The sequence below is a fragment of the Paenarthrobacter sp. PH39-S1 genome (genome assembly GCF_030063245.1).
Taxonomy (GTDB): domain Bacteria; phylum Actinomycetota; class Actinomycetes; order Actinomycetales; family Micrococcaceae; genus Arthrobacter_M.
Genome location: NZ_JASISR010000012.1, coordinates 32279 through 53867 on the forward strand (window position 1 = coordinate 32279; position 21589 = coordinate 53867).

Consider the following 21589-nt stretch of genomic DNA (forward strand, 5'->3'; position numbering starts at 1 on the left):
TCATGGAGGCCCAAGGAGATCGGGAAACACGTGTTCCTTGACCCGGCAGGTACAGACTTGTTTGCGGATAGCTGAGGACACTTGCACCCTGGACCTCAAAAAGGTCCGGCAGGACACTGGGCTTCCGGCCGAATTTAGCCCCGCGCACATCCTCAAGCGTGCCTCCACTTCTGGTCACCCGGTGTTCCCCTCCTGTCGCTGGGTCTTCGCTAGCGCACGATCATGAGGAATAACAGGAGCGCTTAGATGCTCCTCCACCCTATCCATGACTTCAACGTCCTGATCAGTCAATAACTTATCAAGATCCGGATCCCTGAGCATGGCGTCCTGTACTTCAACCATCATCCGATGCAATCGTCGATTATCCGCATCCTGGGGATCTGCCGGGACCTGGCCAATCTCGAGCCGGTATTCGGGTGTCCCCGCCGTAGCTCTGTCCCAGATCGCCGTCATCTGCTTGAGAAGCAGTTCAATTGAGCCACTGGCTGCCCGCCGTTCCCAACGGCGAGCGACAGGTGGTATAGCAAGACCCGCACAAAGGAGCGTAATGGCGGCTACCTGGGCAACATCATAGACACGAGAAAGCAACTGCATCGATTGAAGCCTGCCCTGCAGATGCAGGACGTCCATTCCAAGCACCGTCACCACGTCGAGTAACCCCACGAAGCAGCCGACTCCAATGACGGCAAGAGCGATCCGGAAATACTTTTTGGACATGTCTCGGCGGAACCGGAAACAAATCACGCCTGTGACTGTCACTACCACTCCGATGTACAGAAACTGTATGGCGCTGTAAATCGCGGCGGCCAACTGGCCTCCATAATCCACCATGAATGCCGTGGAGGTATTCGGAGCATCTATGAAACTGAAACTAACGATTAGTGCCACGATGACACTGCCGAGGGCAATGAGATCACCGGTGTGGCGTTTGCGCAGGCTTTCGCCGGGATCCGCAGCTCGGATAATGGCTCTGGACAAAAATCGTATTCCAATGACCATGAGAATCGTTGTGCCCAGGTCCAGCAGGTTGCGGCCGCCGAAGAACCCGTCTCCGGTGGCATAGACACTTTTCACGTTGAGAGTCTGGACCGCTGCCATCATCACTGCGGCGACCAGGATGCTATGGTCCGTGCGATACCGTGAACCCGGCAGCAAACATACTACGAGGCACCAGATAACGCCGGCGGCTATAGCCTGGATCACCCGAGAATCTTTTCGAAGGATCTCGGCTCCGTAGTGCTGGCACGTATCGCTGCTGCAAAAAGATCGGCCATCGATTCCGCGGCTGCCTCGATGTGGTCAAAGAAATCGCTTCGTTGCAATATCCGGGAAACCCTCTCGCCATCGACGTTTGGAAAAAGCAGTGCTGCATAATCCGAAGGCCGGGCGGTCTCATCGTGCCGCAGGACCATATGCCCGAGCTCATGCAGAATGAACTGCTGACGGTGAAGCTCTGACGGCGTGGCGGCGTGCAAAATAATTTCCCGGCTATCCGTCGACAGCCACAGTCCGCAGAGGTTGCCGCCGTTCAGCCATTCGGCGACATCAATCACGATCGGTTTGTTTCTTGTTCCCTCAACAATCGCAATAATCCGACCCAAAGTAAGATGGCTTGGCAGATTGAGCTCGGCAAATGCTGTCAGCGCACCTTGAGACGGTGAACTTCCTTCGGATGAGACCTGGGTTTCCATGCGCCAACTCCTCCTGCCACCAGCCTTCAACACCCTCGGCGTCGATCAAATTTACCTCGGCCCCACGCCGTGGATATCGGATACCTGCTATTGAACGCTTGCGCTCTGGACATGTCCAGCACCTCAGCGTTCAATTACGGTCAGGTCCTACATCGGCACGCTACCTGTGCAAACAAAGGACGACGACGGCGCCATCAGCTCGTGCGCGGACCGTTGGCCGCCGCCGTAGGAGCCACAGCCGACGACCGCCATGCTTTGCATACGAGCCGCGTTACAGCCGGCAGCAACCGGCTTCTGATGGACCGGTGCCAGTCACGTCGTTTCCCGTTTTCGTCCCCATGAACAGTCAAGAGGAGCTTGGCTCACGGACCGTGCGTGGTCGGAGGAATTGTGGAACGGCTTAGCATCAAGACCCCTGACGACTTCATCAGTCTGATGGGGCACACACTCGGCTACTGGCCCAAGGAAAGCCTAGTCTGTGTCACCCTGGACGATCGGCGCATTGGTGCGACCCTTCGGGTGGACCTTCCTTCCCCAAAGTCCAACCCGGCCGGCTTCGTTGACGACGTGGTCAAATATGTTTCCAGCGACCGCGAGGCCACAGGCATCGTGTTCGGTATTTTCACGCATGCCGACTGGGCTCCCGGTGAAGATCGGCCGTACGAAGCCATGATGGAGCGGCTCGCCGGTGAGCTCTCCGCACGCAATATTAGATTGCGCGACGGTTGGATCATTGGCGAGAAGTCCTTCGCCAACTACATCCGAATGGGGTCCGATTCCTTCTTGACTCATCCAATCGACCGCATCACCTCCAGCGAGCTCAACGCAGAGCTTGTGTTCCGCGGTTCCAGCATCGAGGCGAGCCCGGACTTCAGGATGCCGGTTATCGCCCAACGTGACGTGAGCGAAGACGTGATCAAGCACTGCCGCCGGATCGAGGCCATGAGTCCGCCGGTTGCCGTCGCCAACGCCAGGAAATTGTGGAGCAACCTTCTACAAAACACTGACCTCCCGACTGACGGCCAGGCCGCCGAGCTGCTGGCAAACTTCAAGTTCATCTCGGTACGGGACCGGCTGCTGGCGGACATCCCCGGACTCGACGACACCATGGGTGATCTGCTCTTGGCCCAAACCAAACGAGCACCGCATTGGCGCCGCGTCGACCGCGCAACAGAGCTCCTCCTGCACCTATATACCCGCGCCGATGGAGCCGATGCCGCCCCCGTCCTCACCAGCTTGGGCATTATTCAATGGTGGGAAGGCAAGGGATCGCGCGCCCACCAGTGCTTCCAACACGCACTCGAAGCCGACCCAAACTACCGGCTGGCCCAACTCAGCGACCAAATGGTCGGCGCCGGTATCCTCGCCCCCTGGGCCATGGACCGAAACGCCGCCTATCAACCACGCATGAGCCACGGGCCCCGGATCGAAGGCATGGGAATGGCATAGCCCGAGTCAATTCCCACCGTTGACGGTCACCTTAACAAACCGCTGCTCCGTCAAGGAGAGCCATCATGGAAACGCTCAGCATTACAACACCGGCCGACGTCATCAGCTACATCATCCTCGGGCTCGGCAGTCGGACCACGGAAAGTCTCGTCCTCATCACCAGCGACAACAAACAGACCGGCGCAACACTCAGGATCGGTCCACCCGCGTCCGACGGCGACATGATCGGGTATGCGTGGAAGGTCACCGGATACTTCGCTGCCGATCTTAACGCCCCGGGCGTAGCGTTCGCCATCTTCACCGACGTTCCCGGACAACAGGTCTGCCACGACCGTACGCGGGATTGGTCGAAGCGCTGACCCGTTTTCTAACGAACCGCCTGATCCTCGTTTACGACGGCTTCCTGGTCAGTGCAACCGGTTACGCGGACTATTTCTGCGACGAACCCCGCGCCGACAAGCAGAGCAGCCCGATCCAGGAAGGTGAAACCAGCGTCCTCAACACCGAGCTGGTCTATCGCTGCAGCAACATTCAGCCGTCAAACATCGTCGCCCTGCCGCCGGCCGCTCCGCACCCCAACTCGGGTGCCGCCGTCGAACATTTCAAGGGCTTCATCGAAGCCATGGACGGCCCAGTCGCCATGTCGCGGGCCAGAACCCTGTGGGACGCGATCCTGGAAACTGGCTCAATTCCCACGGACCAACAGACCTGTGAACTGATCGCCGACTTCCAAATCCCCGCCATCCGAGACCGGTTGATCGCCGATATCCCCGGCATCGACGAACCCATCACCCAAATCCTCATGGCTCAAACCCGTCAAGCACCGCGATGGAGCCGAGTGGAATGGGCTGAGCTGGTGCTCATGCACCTGTACACCCACTGCGACCCGAGTTACGTAGCCGCAGTCCTGACCGCCATCGGCTACATCAGCTGGTGGCAGGGCCGGGGAAGCAAAGCCATCCAGTTCATCGATATGGCCCTGGACGCCAGCCCGCAATACCGGCTTGCCGTCCTCATCCGTCAGATGCTGCGCGCGGGCTACCTTGCCAGTTGGGCGACCGACCGGCGCAAGGCCTACCGTAGCCTGTGACAGATCCTGTGAAAGGATCGGCGAGGGTTAAGGTCGCTGTAGACGATCTCTGAGAGACACAGTCTTCCGCGAAATTCGGTCCTCGGTCGTCTGGTACTCGTGCCGAATATATCGCAGGATAGCCCTAAGTCGTGCAAGAACTAAGCAGCGACGGAAGCACTGTCGGAACGTCCTCAATGACCGGTCTTTTCGTGCCCGCCACACCCGACTGACACACATGAAGTCGCCAGCAGTAGTCAGAATTTCACGATTAAACGAGTTGCCCTTAACCAACTGAATCCACAAGGCGCGTATACGGCTCTTTTTGGAGATATCGCCAACTTTGCGGCGGCTCAATTCCATGATCACTACGAAGCTCATGCAGTGGCAATGGACGCTGGCTAGCTGTCACGCTTCCGAGGTGAAGGGCAAACGCGACCGACGCTCCGTCGAAATATTCCATAAATGTTGCTTCAGTGATACCTAAGGCATCGGCATATTTCTCCCAAATTCGCTGGGGCGTGTCGGAGGCTATGCCAACAATTACTGCTTGAGCCGTTACGGCGCGATCTTCACCCGAAGAGTATACGATCAAAGGCATTCCTAGGGCGTTTCGGGGAACTTTCCTCCGCAATTCAATGGTTTTTGAGCCATCGAGGATAGCTCGAACGTAGCGCGATTGAATCGATATCAAGACCGCTACCGCCCTGTCGCCCTTTGGGTTTGGTGCAAGCGGAAAATTCATTTCTTCATCCCAGTCCAGTAAATCTCCTCGTAGGCCTCTCGAGGTATTTCCCTCAGCGTCGGGACACTAGACAGCGTTTTCCCGTGTCTAGCTACGATGCTTTGGGCCTCCGATAGTTTGACGCGTTGCCGAAAGACCTCTGTATCCCCGAACTGAATGGCACCCGCACGATCGCTCTTCCCCGCGCTTGCCGCAATATCCGCCAATGACCATACACCGTAGCGTTGGAATTTCGAGTGCAAAGTCTCCGGTTTTGCCTTCATCGTTGAAATTAATCTGGATGACGCCACGATATAACCACCATTCTTACCGCTGGCATACCAGAGTATGCGAGCCGGGTTTTTGGGCATATTACCCGGTGACTTATAGTAGACATGCCGCCTACTCACTCCCAAATCATATTTTCGGTTCAGGAGCGGGCTATCGTATCCAAGAAGTTCACTGGCATACAACTGCTTAGTTGGAACGACATAACAGAAAATAGGAGCATCAGTAATTTTGAGTGGCCAGAGCTCGCGTTCTAGAAGATCATATTCATCTGGATCTACGGCGTTTTGGGCCCCCCAAGGTCGGAGATCCAACGCGCCGACGACACCGGACGTCAGCTCAGACTCCGATACCTGCAGGTTGACTACAGCGATGGTCCAATATCCGTCGAGTTGGCGAGCCCCCTCAGATGCTAAAATTTCGTCTGCCTCCTCCCCGCCACCCGGGTGAGGATCCCGAAATACGATTCGGGCAGTTCCTTTCGCCATGGCTTCTTGCCGGAGCTGAAATAGGATCTGCTTCAATAGAGTCGGACCTAGCGTCGACCGACGAACCCGAATGATGTCAACCACGAGAGCTTCGTCCGTGACCCGTGTAGATAGGATCGCCTCAGCCAATTTTCCATTGGAGACATGAATGACTCGAATTCCGCATGCAGACTGTTGCCGTAAAAGCCGTCGAAAGGCGGATTTCGTTTCGCCAGAACGCGTTGCAATAAGGTGATCTAACCCCCGATCGCTTCCAGCAGGAGCGTCGCTGATTTCGATCACGGTGTTTTGTATTCTGTCTCCAGAATTTCGACGCCGTCCCTTTAGCTCATCGATCTTGGCAGTTAACTGCGAGGGGTGAAGGATGTCGACGCTGTTTGCCAGCGCTAATGGTCCCATCAGTCGGCTTGCATTTTCGTCGTTGGTCAGAAGGACATCCGCACCGGTGACAATAGCTTCCGCCAGTACTCGGGCGTCCGCCTCCAGACTCGGATCTCTTTTACGCTCTGATTCGGCTATCGAGTCAAAGAGTTCCCCGCTCAAATGGTCAACTGTCGCGAGGTCGACGGCGATAGCGTCGAACTTCCCGAAGCTCTTCATCACTTGAGTGCGTTCCGCCGCGTCGGGAGTCTTGGCAAGTTCATTCTTAACCGAAGGAGCCAAGCAGTACGACACTTCCCCCACGACAGCCGGCGAATCGAAATATTGGTTCGTCAGCCCCCGTTCCAGAATCATGTCCAGGACAACGTTGGTGTCTAATACAGCTTTGATCCGGTCGTCATCCTCCAGGGCAGACGCAAACAGATCCGTTTGACCGAAGTCTCGCCACCAGACTGTCATCTCGGCTCGATCCTTGCCACGGCCCACACCTTGGCTCTGCGCGCAAAACCCTAGGCGCGGCCATGCCTCATTCGCCTCATAGTCGTGCCGGCACTTGAGCCTGATACCTTGGCGGTCCGAATGGCGGATCGCGATCTCGTCAATCAGTCTCCGCGCGACACCCCTCCGTCGGCCCTCGGGAGCAATGCATAGGTGGACAAGGCGTATATCCGCATACGGCAGATCAAAAAGCGTGTAGCCGATCAAGGAGGTAGCTTCGAAAGCGCCAATGACATGTCCCGCAGCTATTGCATTCGAAATCGCCTCCGGCGGTAAGAGACCCAAGTACCTTTTATATCGATTCCCCAAGATAACTATGGCGTCTAGATCTGACTCCTTACATGTCCTTATGTCGATCATTTGACTACAACTAACGCCGGGAGGTTGGTGACGAGCTTGATGGTCTCCAAGCTGACAGTAACGATCCGTTTGACCAGATCGAGAATATAGCGCGGATCGTCGGTTTCGTCGCACCAGTCGTTCGGGTCGTTGACGATGCCGGAAGCCTTGTCTGTCTTCACCTGGTAGCGCTCCATGATCCATTCGACGGCGGACCGCGAGCCGAGCATGTACTCGTATGCCTCCTCGGGGATGCCAGCCAGGGTGAGGTGCTGGTTGTAGATGATCCGGGTCCGGTCCTTGTTCTTGCCGAACGCCATCTTCTTTACCCGAAGGTCTTCGCCGGTGGGGCTCATCAAAGCTCCGGTCGACCAGATTTCCTCCAGCGGATACGGTTCCACGCTCTCGTAGCCGATGTGAAGGCCGGCGAGTTCGCGGCCGGCGGCGGCGAAGGCGGCGAAGTCGGCCGGGTCCGCGAGTTTGGGGATGCGTGGCAGCATCTTCTTCAGGTCCGCGGCAAACTCAGTGCGGTAGTCCGGCGAGTGCAGGAGCCCGTAGATGAAGTAGAAGATGTCATCCTTGGTCACCTGCGATCCGTAGGCAGCGCGATAGTCTGTGAGTGCCCAGTCGGTGATGTTGTCCACGCGTTCGTAGGCCGGGCCGGTTTCGGTGCCGGTGGTGGAGTCCGACGACGGCGCCAGCTGGCTGAGCAGGTCATCGCCAGCTTCCGCGCGGGGCGCGTAGGTGTATCGGGGGAAGAACTGGCCCCCGCTGCCTGCCCCTGTCACGTGGAGGTCAGGCAGGCAGTCTGTCGCCAACACTGAGAACGGAACGGCAGAGCCCATTCCGACGTAATAGAAGCCTATGTTCGTCGTTGCCTGTTCCGGATAGACCAATTGCAGTTGGTAGATCATGTCATTGAATTGGCGGCTAAAGTAGACGACTTCTTTGGTAAACGGGCGGTACGTTCCTGTCCGAATTCCCTGCGTTTCAAAGTCGTATTCGGTTCCTCGGGCAAGCTGTGTCTTGTCGGCCCGGTTCCAGCTGAATCGTGTCGAATCCATGTCGATGAACTCGTCCGCCAATAGCGCAGAGGTTGCGGTCCGCGCGGCCTGATAGCCCTCGACCTGACTGTTGTAGAAGTCGATGGAACGCCTGACGTTCGTTTCAACTTTTGCACGTGATGAGTTGTAAACCCATGCATCGCGGTTGGTCTTGAGTCCTCCGGAATATGTGTTGAAGATTGCGCTCGATCCGCCTGCCTTGTCCCCGACGGGAATGAACTCATCGAACGAAGCATTACGCTGGTTGATCCAGTCACCGTCGGAATTCGGCTGAAGCTGCTGCCAGTTTACGGACGCGAGACTGTCGCCGGAGACGATCTCGAGCTTTTGCTCGCGGGTGAGGTAGTCGCCGATGTCCCGGTAATGCAGCTGAGCCGCCGCGTCGCCGGCCTTGGTACGTCGGGCGGGGTTTTTGACCAGGAACATGATGGCCACGGTGTTGCGGCTGCCGCTGCCGAAGACCTTGCCGCCTTCCTTGCGGGACAGTTCCCCTGCCGTGCGCTGGTTGCCACGCAGGTTGTAGATGTAGAGGGAGTCGAATTCGTCCTGCAGCGATTTGCGTAGTCCGTCGGCGGTGTTCCCGTCGATGTAGCCGCCGTTGCTGACGAAGCCGACGATGCCGCCGTCGGCCGAGCCTTCGATACGGTCCGAGGCCCAGCGGATGGCGCGGATGTAGGAGTCGTAGAGCGAGTTCTTGTTTGTAGCTGTCGATCGGGCGGCGTAGGTCCGGGCGATGGAGCCGTCCAGGGTGGGGTATTTGAAGTTGGCGTTGTTGTCGTTGCCGCTGCTCTGGCCAACGGAGTATGGCGGGTTTCCGACGATAACACGGATGTCCGTGGCGAGCTGTTTGCTGGCGCGTTCGTTGTTCTGCGGGAAAATCACGTCGTCGAGGGTGTCGCCGTCTTCGGTCATCTGGAAGGTGTCCGCCAGCACGATGCCCTCGAAGGGGACATACTCATCCACGTCCGTGACGTTGATGTCGTTCAGCCCGTCACGATCCTCTGCGGTGAGGCCGTGGAAGGTGGCTTCGATGTTGATGGCGGCAATGTAGTACGCCAGCAGCAGGATCTCGTTGGCGTGCAACTCGTTCGTGTATTTGTACAGCAGGTCCTCGGGCCTGATCAGGCCGGACTGCAGGATGCGCACGATGAAGGTCCCCGTTCCGGTGAAAGGGTCAAGTACATGCACGCCGGGGTCGGACAGGGAGGCGACGAATTCGGCGCGGAGCAGGTCGTTCACGCCGCGGATAATGAAGTCCACCACCTCGGTGGGCGTGTACACGATGCCCAGGGATTCGGCGGCCCGCGGGAAGGCGTATTTGAAGAACTTCTCATAGAGTTGGTGGATGATCTGCTGCTTGCCCTCGGCACTGTCGATGCCCTCGGCCCGCATCCGGACGGAGGCGTAGAACTTTTCCAGCGACTCCGTTTCCGTTTGAAGTGATTTGCTTTCCAGCTGGGCCAGCATGTCCTCCATGACCAGGGAGACCGGGTTGTGCTTGGCGAAGGAATACCCCTCGAAGAGCGCGTCGAAGACCGGTTTGGTGATCAGGTGCTGAGAGAGCATGTCCACAGCGTCGGCGCGGCTGATGCTGTCGTTCAGGTTCCCGCGCAGGCCGGCAAGGAACCCGTCGAAGGCCTCCTGCACGCCGGAATCCGGGTCGTCGAGGATACCGTCGATCCTCAGGGTGTGTCGCTCGGCGATCTGCCGGACATCCTTGGCCCAGTCCTCCCAATACCGCCGGTCCCCCACTTTCTGCACGATCTTGGCGTAGATCGCTTCCCGCCATTCCTCCAGGTTCGGGAAGCTCAGTGCCGTCTGCACTCCGCCGGCGAGCCCGCTGCCCGCGTCAGTGCCGCCGTCGTCGGTCTCGTTTTCGCTGTCCGTGCCCGCGCCGACGCCGATGATCTGCAGCTTGTCGTCCTTGGCCTGGTTCAGCTCGATCTTGTTGACCATCGCGTTGAAGCGGTCATCGTGCGCGCGCAGGGCCTGCAGGACGTCCCAGACGACCTTGTACTTGCGGTTGTCCTTCAGCGCCTCCTCCGGCGGCACATCCGCCGGGACCGCGATGGGCAAGATGATGTAGCCGTACTCCTTGCCCGGGGCCTTGCGCATCACCCGGCCCACCGACTGGACGACGTCCACCTGGGAATTGCGCGGGTTCAAGAACAGCACCGCATCCAGCGACGGGACGTCCACACCCTCGGACAGGCAGCGGGCGTTGGAGAGGATCCGGCACACCGGGCCATCTATTGCAGAGCCGGTGGCGGTGTCCGCCTTGAGCCAATCCAGTTTCGCGCTCCGGTCCAACACATTGAAGGTGCCGTCCACATGCTCGCCCTCGCAGCGCAGCGAGCCCTCGTGTTCGCGGGCGAGCTGGCCGGTGACGTCGGCGAACATGCCCGCGATCTTCTTGGACTCCTTGATGTTCTGTGCGAAAGCGACGGCCCGGCGCATCGGGGCGCCGGTAACCTCGGTGCCGACGCCATCCCAGCGGGGTTGCGCCACGCCGCGCTTGGCCAACCCGTTCCAGCAGCCCACGATCTTGGCCACGTCATCCAGGCTCAGCTCGTTGTCCTCATCGGTGAGCAGCTGCTGGAAGGTCTTGTTGACGGAATCCTCGTTCACGGCCAGGACCAGGACCTTGTAGTCCGCGAGGAGATCCTTCTCCACGGCCTCCCCGAACCCGAGGTGATGGAACTCCGGACCATACGCGCCGCCGTCGTCCATGGAAAAGACCTTGACGTCGTTCTCCGCCGCCTTCGTCTTGGACTCCTGCACATAAATCCGCGGCGTCGCCGTCATATACAGGCGCTTCTCCGCCTTCAGGAAACCCTGGTCATGGACGCGCACGAACGCGGAATCATCCTCATCCCCCTGCGTCAAACCCGTGGTCCGGTGCGCCTCATCGCAAATGATCAGGTCAAATTCCGGCAGGCCCAGCGCCTGCGCCTGCGCGACGACGTCGATCGACTGGTAGGTGGAAAAGACAACGGTGAGGTGGTCCTGACCGGTGCTGATCTGCGAGCGCGCGTAGAGCTTTTGCGGATCTGTCGATGCGGGGAACGCGAGGTCGTGGACGCTCATGTCCTCCTGCTTTTTGCCGACCTTGGTGTCTGAGCAGACCGCCAGCGGGCGCAATGGGACCTCGGCTTCGGCGGTCCATTCGACGAGCGTTTGCTGTAGTAGCGAGATGGAGGGGACCAGGAACAGCACGTTCCCGCCCACCGGGACCAGCTCCTGCGCGATTTGCAGCGATGTATACGTTTTGCCGGTGCCGCAGGCCATGATCAGCTTGCCGCGGTCATGGGTCTCGAAGCCCGCCCGGACCTGCTCGATGGCCTTGCGCTGGTGCGGGCGCGGACGCTTCCTGTCCTTGCGCTCCATTTCCGCCGGCTGGTCCAAATCGAAGGTGGACCAGTCCACCACGGAGTCCGCCAGGTCCTGGAACCGCAGCCTGGTGACCGGCTTGGACTGGCCCCGGAGGGCGTCCTCGGCGTGCTTGCTCCAGTTGTCCGTGGTGGAGACGATCATCCCATACTGGAAGTCCGATTTACCGGCTGCGGTGAAAAAGGAGTCGATCTGTTCCTTGCGCAACTGCCGCGCCGGATCATAGAACTTGCATTGGATCGCCACCAGCGCGCCAGTGCCCCGCTCCTTGGCCACCAGATCGATGCCGGTGTCCACCTGACCGTTCCGGCCCGGCCACTCGTTCCAGAGCCAGACGTCGGAGAACTGATCCGTGTACTGCGGATCCAGCTTCAGGTAGGACTGGATCAGGTTCTCAAACTTGCTGCCCTTGTCATGCTCGTCCGATGCGGTGAAGTACAGCTTGTCGAGCAGGGTGGCGAAGGCGGATGAAGGCATGGGTCTATCTTCGCCTATGGCGATGGTGGGCGCCGCATCCAGAGTGGGTCCTATCTTTTTTTCAAGCCGCTTGAGGGGTTTTTCCCGGTACGGGATTGCGTTTCTGGGTATGGCGAAGAGGACGCTGCTGCGGTGCCGGGCGAGACAGATGATAGCCGCGTTTGTGTTCCTTGTGCCAACAGCACGTTAAAACTGACCGGTGGCAGCAGGTATTTTTGGACAGGGTCAGGTGCCGGAGCGGCAGTGATCGACGCTATGCCTACGTAGGAGCCGAGATGGCCGGCGGTCTGGAAGCTGCTGTCACTGCCGACGGTCAGGAGTATCGTCGGAGCGGTCTTGATGCAGACTCCCGGCACGGACATCAAGAACCGGGAACAAGGGAAGCCATCAAGAAGTTTTTCGATTTCTTCGGCCACGGTCGCCCGATGGTGCATCCGTCCTCGATGATCTGTCCGGCAATTCGCGGAATCACGAGTTCGACGGCTTCGGCTCCGGCGACGGTCACGCTCTGTTCCCCGAGAGCAGTGAAGATCGCGTCAATGAGCTTCACCGGGTCCTTGCGGCTATGGTTACGGGCCCAGCCAGCATGTTCGGCCGGCCGACAGCATGCAGACCCGTGGGGACCCGCATGCCGGATGAACGGCTCAAGCACCAGCACCTGAATCAGCACTCCCGGAAGGGCCCGTTCCAGGGAGGGGAAGATCTGCAGCAATAGGTAACGCAGACAGTGTGACTCGATTCCATCTGGCTGCCCTGGAAGATTCCCTTCCATCTTCAGGCCATGCAAGGCAAGCGGCGTCGCGCGCGGACGCGCAGGGCTAAAGTGCTTCTTTCGCCAAAGCCGCAACTTCTGGCGGCGTGGGGCGGTCCAGCCGCTCGTCCAAGGTGACGCGGAGGCGGGCAGCAGCGACTTGGACCCGGCGATCCTGAGGAGAGAGATCCTCCAGTTTGAAGGTCTTCGGGACAACAGCTTGCCTTGAGCTTCGCATAGGGAGGGCACCGAACTGATTCCTGACAGTCTGGTGGGCCGAAACCTTCCTGACCATGCCTAATCCTCCTCCGTCTCAGTAGTCATTCTATTGTCCTGTGTACCGCCCCACGTGTCCACAGGGGCGGGAGGTCTCCGGCCCATCCAACGTCGAAAGCGCGACTTCAGGCTCGACCTACCCGTGTATGGATCTCCGGGGTACAGCCCTCCAGCGTTCGGCCATCTGGGGTACTGCTCTCCGGAGCCTGACGAATATGAGTAGCCGTTAACAGGCTCCGTAAAAACGAACTCGAATGGTCTACCCTTTTCGTCAGTCTCCGGAGCTGCGACCGATGTTATGGCGCTCACAGCCTCCCAGGTGATGTCGAAAAGCTCAAGCTCCTCTTCATGCGCCAGCTTACTGTGTGCCAGAACTTCGAGAGTGGCCATACCCAGGGCTTTGGTGTCCGGGTCGCCGTCCAAGGCGCGGTCAAGTGCCCATTGGGCACGCCTCCACCACTCGGACCGATCATCGGCATGTTGCTTCTGTTCCAGAGCCTTGCTATCCGATTCATCCTTATGGCTGAGAGTGAGGGCGTCTGCATTTGTCCGCTGCCTCAGCGTGTTCCAGCCGAGGACAGCGGCCAGTACAGCTCCAAGGAGAACAGCGAGAGGTCCCAAAGCTGCGAGAGGTTCCCACCAGTTGGAAGGGCCAGCTCGCAGGATGACATCGATGGGGACCGGCGTCGGCGAAGGTGTCATGGAATCAGAATAGGGCACCGCTGCCGACAGGTTGGTACGGGTCTCTCCTACGTTGGCAGCCAGGACCGAACTTTCCACGCATGGTTCCGGCCATGAAGACAATCGCGGGTCGGCGACCCCAGCGTGTCAGCGACCAGCGCAAGTCCCTCGACCTGCCGGACGCCGGATACCGCGTCATCAGGTTGCGCGAGAAAGGGCTGCCCACCAGATAATAGTCAAGCGCGCCGCCAAATCAATCCGACCGGCATCTGCCAGCAGTCCCCCGCTCCAATCATCAACAGCGTCATAGTTTCACACGTCTGGCACCCAAGGCCCTGCCAGTCGGATTCGATCCCGACGGGCAGTCATGCCGTAGAGCTTCGCCAGCCCTATGAGCGGGTATGAATACGAAGTTATGCAACCAGTGCGGCGAATCGTTTGAACCGAGACGTACCACCCAGCGGTATTGTTCCACGAAGTGCTCGCATAGGCACCGGGATCGGGAGTGGCGCAACCGTCACCAATCAAAGGCGGCACAGTCACTGCGCGCGCAGCTTACCGTTGCCGCGACAGAGAATCGAATAAATCGAGAAGCCGCCGCCACAAAGTTCCAGCGTCAATTGGCCGAAGCACGCCAAACCGCCCGTGACCAACTCGAGCGGGAGGTCAACCGGCACGATCAGGAGTTAGGGAAACTCCATGCGAGACTCCGTGACCTAGCAACAGTCAACGTCGATCTTTGTAGTGAGATCCCTGAGTTGAAGGCACAGGTCACCGAGCTGCAGCTGGACAACGCACGGCTGCTCCACGGCCAGCATGCAGATTCCGAAGAACTCATGCAGATCGCCGGCAGGTTGTTTCAGCTATCGTCGCGGCTGGGCATCCCGTTGGACAAGGCCACAAAGGAGATATTCCAGCGTCGTGGTTGGCGGACAAACACTCTGGTCACCGAACCTTGACCGTCTCGATTGCCAAGCTGGCGGCCGGCGTCGGTCTCAAGTACCTGCTGAAAACCACGATGCAGGATGACCTGATCAAACCCGTCGCTGACGTCACCAGTTACTACATCAAAGCCGGGACCCCGCAAGGACGGTGGCTCGGTCTTGGGCTGGCCGGCATTGACCGAAAACTGCAAGATCCAGTGACGTCCACCGATGCCAACGCCTTATTCACGCACGCCGCGCACCCAGACACCAAAGTAATCCTGGGCCGACCATATGGGCGGACCACTGTCGCCTACCGGAACGGCGAGGAGCAGCAACGCCACGCGGTCGCAGGTTTTGATCTGACGTTTAGCGTACCCAAGTCTGTGTCCGTGCTCTGGGCACTCGCAAACAAAGAGGTCCAACGGCAAATACTCGAAGCACACCACTTTGCCGTCACCACCACGCTCACGTGGCTCGAGCAGGAAGCAATCCACACCAGAACGGGACGCAACGGCGTCGCCCACGTCGGCACAAAAGGAGCCATTGCCGCGGCCTTCGACCATTGGGAATCCCGCGCCGGCGACCCCCAGCTCCACACACATCTGGTCATTGTAAACCGGGTGCAACGGCTCAGCGACGGGGCGTGGACCACTCTTGATTCCCGAACGTTGTACAAGGCCGTCGTCGCCGCCAGCGAACATTACAACGGCCTACTCTTCGACGAGCTGCAACGCGACCTGGGTACTGAAGGCGAGTTCCGTCCACAAACCACTGCGCGGCGAAATTTCGGCCATGAGCTCGTCGGTATTGACTCGGAGCTCATCAAAGAGTTCTCCAACCGTTCGCGACTCATCGACGCCGAAGCCGACAAACTCAGCCAGAACTGGACCCGCGAGCACGGCCGACAGCCCAGCGCCACGACCATCATCAAGCTCCGCCAGACAGCCACACTGTCCACCCGCAGGCCCAAGGACGAGTCCCCGACGCCTCTGCCTGCGCTAAGAGCCGGATGGCGGCAGCGGGCTGAAGCCAAGGGGCAGAACCCGAATGCCGTCGTCGAAGGCGCCATCCACCGTTCCATACAGCGGCCTGTCAGGGCAACGGACCTCTCGCCTGAATGGACCAACGCCGCCGCAGTACTCACCCGCGAAGGAGTCGCGCAGAGGAGGGCTACCTGGAACCGTTGGAACCTTCTGGCAGAGGCCGAGCGCGTTTGTGCCGACATCCGCTGCTATTCCCCCGCCGATCGCCGCTTCTTGATCAACGCCGTCACCACCGCGGCAGAATCCCAGTCCGTTCCTCTCAACCACGACCGCTACCGCCTCCCGCTGAATGCCCGCGGAGACCTCGCCTACGCCGGCCACAGCCTCTTCGATTTCCCAGGCGCTCGACTCTACACTGACGCCAGTGCGCTCGCCAACGAAGCGTTCGTCATGAATGCCAGGAACGACGACAACGGGCCAGCCGTCTGTTCGGCCGAAGCCGGCGATTTGCTCTCCGCATACCGGCACACCGCTGGCTATCGGCTTGCCCCAGACCAACGCGGCGCCGCGGAGGCCGTCCTGACCAGCGGCAACTGCTTGGATGCCATCGTCGGACCGGCCGGGTCCGGGAAGACGACCACGATGGCGGCCATCAAGGGCGCTTGGGAACGCACCCACGGTGACGGAACCGTCGTCGGACTTGCACCCGCTGCTGCGAGCGCCGACGTTCTTGCAAGGGAACTGGGTATCACGGCCGAGAATGTCGCCAAGTGGCTCTACGAGAGTGTCGGGCAAGGTGCGGGCAACAGGGCAGATCGTTTCCACGCATTGGAGGCGGCGCGGAACGGTTCACGCAGCTTTGCCTCGAAGTATCTGGCCAGCCTGTCCCTGCAGCAGGCGCAGTGGCAGTTCAAGACGAATCAGCTCGTCATCGTTGACGAAGCCTCCATGCTTTCAACCATCCAGCTCGCAGGGCTAGTGCACCAGTCGCGGGATGCGGGAGCGAAACTGCTCCTGGTTGGCGACCCAGCCCAGCTCGATTCGATTGACGCTGGCGGCATCCTCGGGTGGCTGCATCGTGAAGGGAAAGCGATTGAGCTGACGAGCATCCACCGCTTCACCCATGAGTGGGAAGGCTCCGCTTCGCTGATGCTCCGCGATGGCAACATCGAGGCTATCGACCAATACGCCGCCCACGGCCGTATCTCACACGGCGATTTCACGGGCATGGTCGAAGACGCCTACCGAGGCTGGACCCGTGACCTCCACGACGGCAAATCGTCCATCCTCATCGCCCCGGACAACGACACCGTAACCACGCTCAACGAACGCGCGCATGCTGACCTGGTCGAGTCAGGCCGCGTCGATGCCGAACATACAGTCGTTCTCAGCGACGGGCTGACCGCAGGGCGCGGGGACACGATCATTGCCCGCAAAAACAACCGCACGCTGACCGACAGCAACGGCGACTATCTGCGCAACGGCACCCTTCTCCAGATCACGGAGCAACCGCGCAAAGCCAAGCATGTCGCTGCTCGGCGACTGGACACCGGTGCCATGATCACGCTGGATCCGGTCTACCTGCTCACATCGGCCGAACTGGGTTACGCGACGACTGCCCACCGCTCACAGGGCATCACCGTGGACACCAGCCACACAGTCCTCACGCAAGGCCGCCTCACCCGCGAACTCTTCTACGTCGGCATGACCCGCGGCCGCACCAGCAACACCGCATACGTGTGCGAATCCAGCCCCGCCGTTGACGAACCCCAAATGACACAGCCCGCGGAGGATTGGCTCCAAATCCTCGGCGAGGTCCTAGCCTCCGAAGGTTCCGAACGCACCGCCCATGAAGTCCGCCAGGCCCAACTCGCCAAGAGCGACACACTCCAGCGACTTGCTGCCGAATACGACTACCTTGCCCAGCTCGCCGCTGCCGAGCACCTCACCGTTGTCATTGACAAAGCGATGCCCGACGGCGTCACTCACCTTCAAGAATCACCAGCCTGGGGTGCCGGAGTAGCAGCGTGGCGACGAGCCATGGTCGTCAACCCGCTGGCTGCCGAGCGGGTGCTGGAGAACGCGCTGCGCCATTCCGGGGATGCCGAGGACCACATGGCTGTTATCCATGCGAGGCTTCGCCAATTCGCTCGCAGCACATCCCTGGAATCTCTGAGCATCCTTCAAGAGTCACTGCACACCGACCGGGCCGCCTTGAGGGACATGATCAATCAGGTTCGCTCCCGCACCGTTCAACGCCGTGATCGTGTTGGTCGAGAAGCTCTTACTGCCCGTCCTTCTTGGGTTCATGCGCTACAAAAGAAAATCGGATCTACAGTCACAGCAGACCAATGGGCAGCCGTCGTCGAAGAAGTCGCCGCCTATCGTGACCGCTGGGGCATAGGTGTACCCACAGAGCCGCTCGGTCCAGTACCTGCAAACTACGAATGGGAGCAATCGGAACATCGAAGGGACCTCGAATGCCGAATCCAATCGATGACGGAGGATGCGGCGCATCATTCACCGGCTGACCAAACGGCGCTTCCTGAACCTATTGCGCGACAACCCCTTATTTCTGTCGGCCCCGCGATCTAAGCTAGGTCTCGAAAGGAAGAGCTCCGGTCATGAACCCAATGATTAAGCCAACGGTTATCTCGATGCCCCTCCTCGTGGCGAGTGTCTTAGTGGGCTTGGGTGCGGCGTATTTAGTTCCCGCGACCATGGCAAACTGGCCAGCCCCTGCATGGCTAACGACCATCGCTTCGGTATTTCTCGTACTACTGGCGTTGCTGGCACTGCGCTGGATCATCAAGGTCCGCCAAGCTCGACAATGGAACAAGAACGCACAGCTTCAGTGGCAACAACTTGAAGTCGCGAGACGAACCGGCGGTACAACAGCGGAAGTCACCGTCCTCAGCGTTCAGGAAGTCCAGCCCACCGGCGCCTGGGTAACAATCAACTGGGACCAATTCGGCTACCAGCAGCCAGCCTGGATCGAAGGCAGAGGTGGAACCTACTGGCCGGGCTCCGTCCTACTCATCACTCCCGACCCTGCACAGGTACACATCGGTCAGCCGTGGCCACCAACGTACCGGATTGCCGAAACGGATTGCCGCGCTGTTGCCCCTGCTGTTGGTCAGTTGGCTCTCCGATAGATGCAGGTTCCAAGATGCTCGTCACTTTTCCGGCCCTCGCCCTGCAGTCTTCGTCAAGCGAAATCCAGCGACCTTCGACAGCTGGACCAAATGTGCGTGGCACGCCGAAATGGTCAGAACACCGTTGACGAGGGCTCCGAACCGGACAAATACCCCACAAACTACGAGTGCGTTGGAAAAGCTGAAGACCAAAGGCAGCGCCGAAGTGGCCCTGTGACGTAAACGTAGGATCTCAACGTCACGGGAACCTCTCTTTTGGGTAAACTCCATGTCCGGATTGGGCAACTGCTCGAGCAACTTCACAACGCAGTCCGGGGAGCCAACGATGCTGCTGATGGTGTGATCATGGTAACTGGATTGCTTTATTTGATGGATTCCATATAAGTGGTCGGCAAGGTCGACCACTATGAGTCGGCGTTAGTTCTCTGTCCGAGGGCTTGCACAGGACCGGCTGGAGGGTGACCCGAGGGCCTTCGATGCACGCCAGCATCTCCATGGTTTATGAGAAACAAAACGGGCAGAAAAAAATAGCCCAGCTCGTTAAGCTTCTGTATTTCATCCGCGACGGCGACACGTAGTTGTGCCGCTTATCGTCTGATCTCCCCCACGTTGACCGCGATTGCTGTGAGAACACTATGAAGGTCCTCTTCAGCCTTTGACTTCCCCCTTTTCGGTTCCGGGCCCTTGTAAGGGACTGGTGTCAGCCCGATAACCGCGTCGTCAATCCTGAACCGATCCTCGTATGGGGGGTTGGATGGGTCGTCGCTGGTGTACCGGAGCGTGAGGGTCGCGCCCGTAGCTATGCCGACCGGGTCACTGGTGCCGTCTCCCCACATTGCCCCCTCTTCCAGCCCAAGTTTCCAATACGTACGCAGCGTCACACTCGGGGGCAACGATTGCTCAGTAGCGAACATTTTTCCCAATGCGATGGTGATCTCATCCTCCGAATCAGGCCATCTGTCGCAGCTGATAGTAAGCTTCCGCGCCGTGGACTTACCAGTGTTACTGATGACGAGGTCCCAGGTTGCCATCCCTGCAAGCCCGGGGACAATGTGCGCGTAAACGTAGGGCCGCGTCTGTTCGATGCTGTCCCTCTCCATTTGCTTCTGGGTGAACTTGGCCTGGTCCAACGCATGTTTTGCAGTCCGCCAAGCCAGCATTGCACCGACCAGCAATCCAAGAGTCAGAAGTGCTGTAAGTAGAGTCCCGGCGGCAGACCACCATGTGGCAGTGGCTGCGGACTGAGCAATATCGTTAGCGCGCTGGGCGAGTTCATTTGCAGTCACGGACTCATCCTAGGGTTGGGGAGCGACAGGTCCGATGCTTCCGCTCCGTGTCCCCTCGTTCGTCTTCCTCGGCGATGACTTTAGCCGTCACTTGGGACCAGGGCTGTGAGGGGCCCAAGAGCGCCACAAGGCGCTGAAAGCTCTTTGCACTGGGAAAAATTCGACTCCCAACGCTGAGTGTCCCGTCGGAGCTGAAAAACCTTGCGGCATACATTGCGTGCTGTAAGGGGAATAGCGCTTTTGTGACGGACCATGGAGGCATGTCCACGTTCGTTATGCCACTCCAGCCGGTGCTCCCTTGGTCCGCCCCGTCAGATACCTTCAATCTTTTCAACGGACCCATTCAATATGTGGCTGGATTGCACATTACTCCCCGAACCAAGGGGCTGATTCAGCTCATCGTACGCGCCGGGTCCCACCTCCACTGGTCCGTCGAGGCCGAAGGTCTCCAAGACAATGGTGACGATCCGTGGAGTTTTCGTGTGACAGAGGAACCGGAGTCGATTAGAATCAACTTTCTTGGTCGCCCTTTATCCTTGCGTGTGGCCCAGACGTCAGCCGGTAGGGGCTTCGTCATGAAACAACCCGACCCCGCTGATACGGAAGAAATCCTAGACCGCGTAATAGTTCATTGGATCAATCTTCCGCACATCCCTTTCGGAGACAAGCTGCGCCAAATCATGCCTGATGGCGGGTGGCAGGAATGGGGAGGACGGCACGAACTGGATTTCGGTATCTGGCGGTGTCGAATAGACGCTCGGCCCGATCTCGATGAGGTGTTCAAGATGGCCAAAGCAGGTTATCTCAACGTCGCCACCCATGTGATGCAAGTCAGGAGAGCGGACGAAACGTTGTTCTCAGCATCCGATGTTGCTGAGTTTCTCATATGTATGCAGCTGGTCATGAGCTTTGCTCTCAGCCGATGGGTCGCACCAATTTTACCTGTTGGATTCTCCAACATTGGCGAAGCGATCTGGTCCGAGTGGACTCCCTTGCATATTGATCCGCCGATGCACGGGTCAGGCAGATGGTGGGTGAATCACCGCCCCGAGGATCTATGGTCGTTTCTTCATAACTGGGTTGATCGTTGGGAAGATGCCGGCGCGAGGCGTCACCTCTCGTTTCTTGTCACTTCGGCGATTGCCTCGGGGGAAGGCGCCTTTGTCGAGCAGCGACTGATGACGAGTTTGGCAGCGATTGAGAACTTATCGTGGGCCACCGAGGTTCTGACCGAGAGACTCACAGAGGCAAACTGGCGTGGCCGTAGATCTGATTGGCGGATCAGGAGGCTTCTCAGCAATGCATCAATTCCCATCCACCTCAATCCCCTGCGCTCTCCTTGCCTCGCTGAGTATTCGCGAGAACACGGGTTGGGCGACGGGCCACTGGTAATTGTAGATATCAGAGATCGTCTAACACACCCAAAAAATACCGAAGACCTGTACAGCAGGCCCGCTCTCATTGCTGAGACGTCTCGTCTGGCACGGCGATACCTAGACCTGCTGGTTCTGCATTACTTGGGATACGAGGGAAGAGTGGCGGACCGCACGCGCGTGCGCGGATGGGTTGGAGAATCCGATCCGTCTCCGTGGAACAAAGGAAGTGAGGATATCGGTCCCTGAGCGACCCTCCTGCTGTCACGCTGTCCGTTGAACAGTTCGGTGCACGGTGCA

At 59.1% G+C, this 21589-nt stretch carries 15 protein-coding genes; 7 read left to right on the forward strand and 8 right to left on the reverse strand.

What is annotated here, in order from left to right; all coding sequences use genetic code 11:
• Positions 1-174 precede the first annotated feature (174 nt).
• Together QMG52_RS09465 and QMG52_RS09470 are read right to left on the reverse strand one after the other, a co-directional pair.
• Positions 175-1203, reverse strand: coding sequence for a hypothetical protein (locus tag QMG52_RS09465; protein WP_283560163.1), 1029 nt, complete (start codon positions 1201-1203; stop codon positions 175-177).
• Positions 1200-1691 (reverse strand): hypothetical protein, encoded by a 492-nt coding sequence (locus QMG52_RS09470; protein ID WP_283560164.1) that lies wholly within the window; start codon positions 1689-1691, stop codon positions 1200-1202. The genes QMG52_RS09465 and QMG52_RS09470 overlap by 4 nt, the downstream gene beginning before the upstream one ends.
• A 390-nt stretch (positions 1692-2081) precedes the next feature.
• Between QMG52_RS09470 and QMG52_RS09475 the strand changes: the two genes are divergently transcribed.
• The 3 genes from QMG52_RS09475 (at position 2082) to QMG52_RS09485 (ending at position 4230) form a co-directional block, all read left to right on the forward strand.
• A complete protein-coding gene (locus QMG52_RS09475; RefSeq protein ID WP_283560165.1) occupies positions 2082-3140 on the forward strand; it encodes a DUF4192 domain-containing protein in 1059 nt (352 codons plus the stop codon).
• Between the two features lie 65 nt (positions 3141-3205).
• Positions 3206-3499 (forward strand): hypothetical protein, encoded by a 294-nt coding sequence (locus tag QMG52_RS09480; RefSeq protein ID WP_283560166.1) that lies wholly within the window; start codon positions 3206-3208, stop codon positions 3497-3499.
• Positions 3484-4230, forward strand: a complete 747-nt coding sequence (locus QMG52_RS09485; RefSeq protein WP_283560167.1) for a DUF4192 family protein — start codon at positions 3484-3486, stop codon at positions 4228-4230. Before QMG52_RS09480 ends, QMG52_RS09485 begins: the two co-directional genes overlap by 16 nt.
• Before the next feature lie 265 nt (positions 4231-4495).
• Here the strand turns inward: QMG52_RS09485 and QMG52_RS09490 are convergent, their stop codons facing one another.
• Genes QMG52_RS09490 through QMG52_RS09505 form a run of 5 tightly spaced genes read right to left on the reverse strand, consistent with a single transcriptional unit; the run spans position 4496 to position 12570 of the window.
• Positions 4496-4954 (reverse strand): ASCH domain-containing protein, encoded by a 459-nt coding sequence (locus QMG52_RS09490; RefSeq protein WP_283560168.1) that lies wholly within the window; start codon positions 4952-4954, stop codon positions 4496-4498.
• The gene (locus tag QMG52_RS09495) at positions 4951-6948 is read right to left on the reverse strand and encodes a GNAT family N-acetyltransferase (protein WP_283560169.1); all 1998 of its coding nucleotides are present in this window, start codon (positions 6946-6948) and stop codon (positions 4951-4953) included. The genes QMG52_RS09490 and QMG52_RS09495 overlap by 4 nt, the downstream gene beginning before the upstream one ends.
• A complete protein-coding gene (locus QMG52_RS09500; protein ID WP_283560170.1) occupies positions 6945-11858 on the reverse strand; it encodes a DEAD/DEAH box helicase in 4914 nt (1637 codons plus the stop codon). The genes QMG52_RS09495 and QMG52_RS09500 overlap by 4 nt, the downstream gene beginning before the upstream one ends.
• A gap of 50 nt (positions 11859-11908) precedes the next feature.
• On the reverse strand, positions 11909-12292 hold the full coding sequence (locus QMG52_RS22220) for a transposase (protein ID WP_502920484.1): 384 nt from the start codon (positions 12290-12292) through the stop codon (positions 11909-11911).
• On the reverse strand, positions 12220-12570 hold the full coding sequence (locus QMG52_RS09505) for a hypothetical protein (RefSeq protein WP_283560171.1): 351 nt from the start codon (positions 12568-12570) through the stop codon (positions 12220-12222). The genes QMG52_RS22220 and QMG52_RS09505 overlap by 73 nt, the downstream gene beginning before the upstream one ends.
• A 1397-nt stretch (positions 12571-13967) precedes the next feature.
• Here QMG52_RS09505 and QMG52_RS09510 point away from each other — a divergent pair.
• From QMG52_RS09510 to QMG52_RS09520, 3 genes are read left to right on the forward strand one after another with little or no spacing between them, the layout of a single operon-like run.
• Positions 13968-14525 (forward strand): hypothetical protein, encoded by a 558-nt coding sequence (locus tag QMG52_RS09510; RefSeq protein ID WP_283560172.1) that lies wholly within the window; start codon positions 13968-13970, stop codon positions 14523-14525.
• Positions 14522-18070 carry a MobF family relaxase gene (gene mobF, locus QMG52_RS09515; RefSeq protein ID WP_283560173.1) on the forward strand — a complete coding sequence of 1183 codons (3549 nt, stop codon included), beginning with the start codon at positions 14522-14524 and terminating at the stop codon, positions 18068-18070. The genes QMG52_RS09510 and mobF overlap by 4 nt, the downstream gene beginning before the upstream one ends.
• 29 nt (positions 18071-18099) lie before the next feature.
• On the forward strand, positions 18100-18630 hold the full coding sequence (locus QMG52_RS09520) for a hypothetical protein (RefSeq protein WP_283560174.1): 531 nt from the start codon (positions 18100-18102) through the stop codon (positions 18628-18630).
• Positions 18631-19217: 587 nt separating this feature from the next.
• Here QMG52_RS09520 and QMG52_RS09525 read toward each other — a convergent pair.
• Positions 19218-19916 (reverse strand): DUF8453 domain-containing protein, encoded by a 699-nt coding sequence (locus QMG52_RS09525; protein ID WP_283560175.1) that lies wholly within the window; start codon positions 19914-19916, stop codon positions 19218-19220.
• A 575-nt stretch (positions 19917-20491) separates the two neighbouring features.
• Between QMG52_RS09525 and QMG52_RS09530 the strand changes: the two genes are divergently transcribed.
• Positions 20492-21538, forward strand: a complete 1047-nt coding sequence (locus tag QMG52_RS09530; RefSeq protein ID WP_283560176.1) for a YopA family protein — start codon at positions 20492-20494, stop codon at positions 21536-21538.
• The last annotated feature ends 51 nt before the right edge of the window (positions 21539-21589 follow it).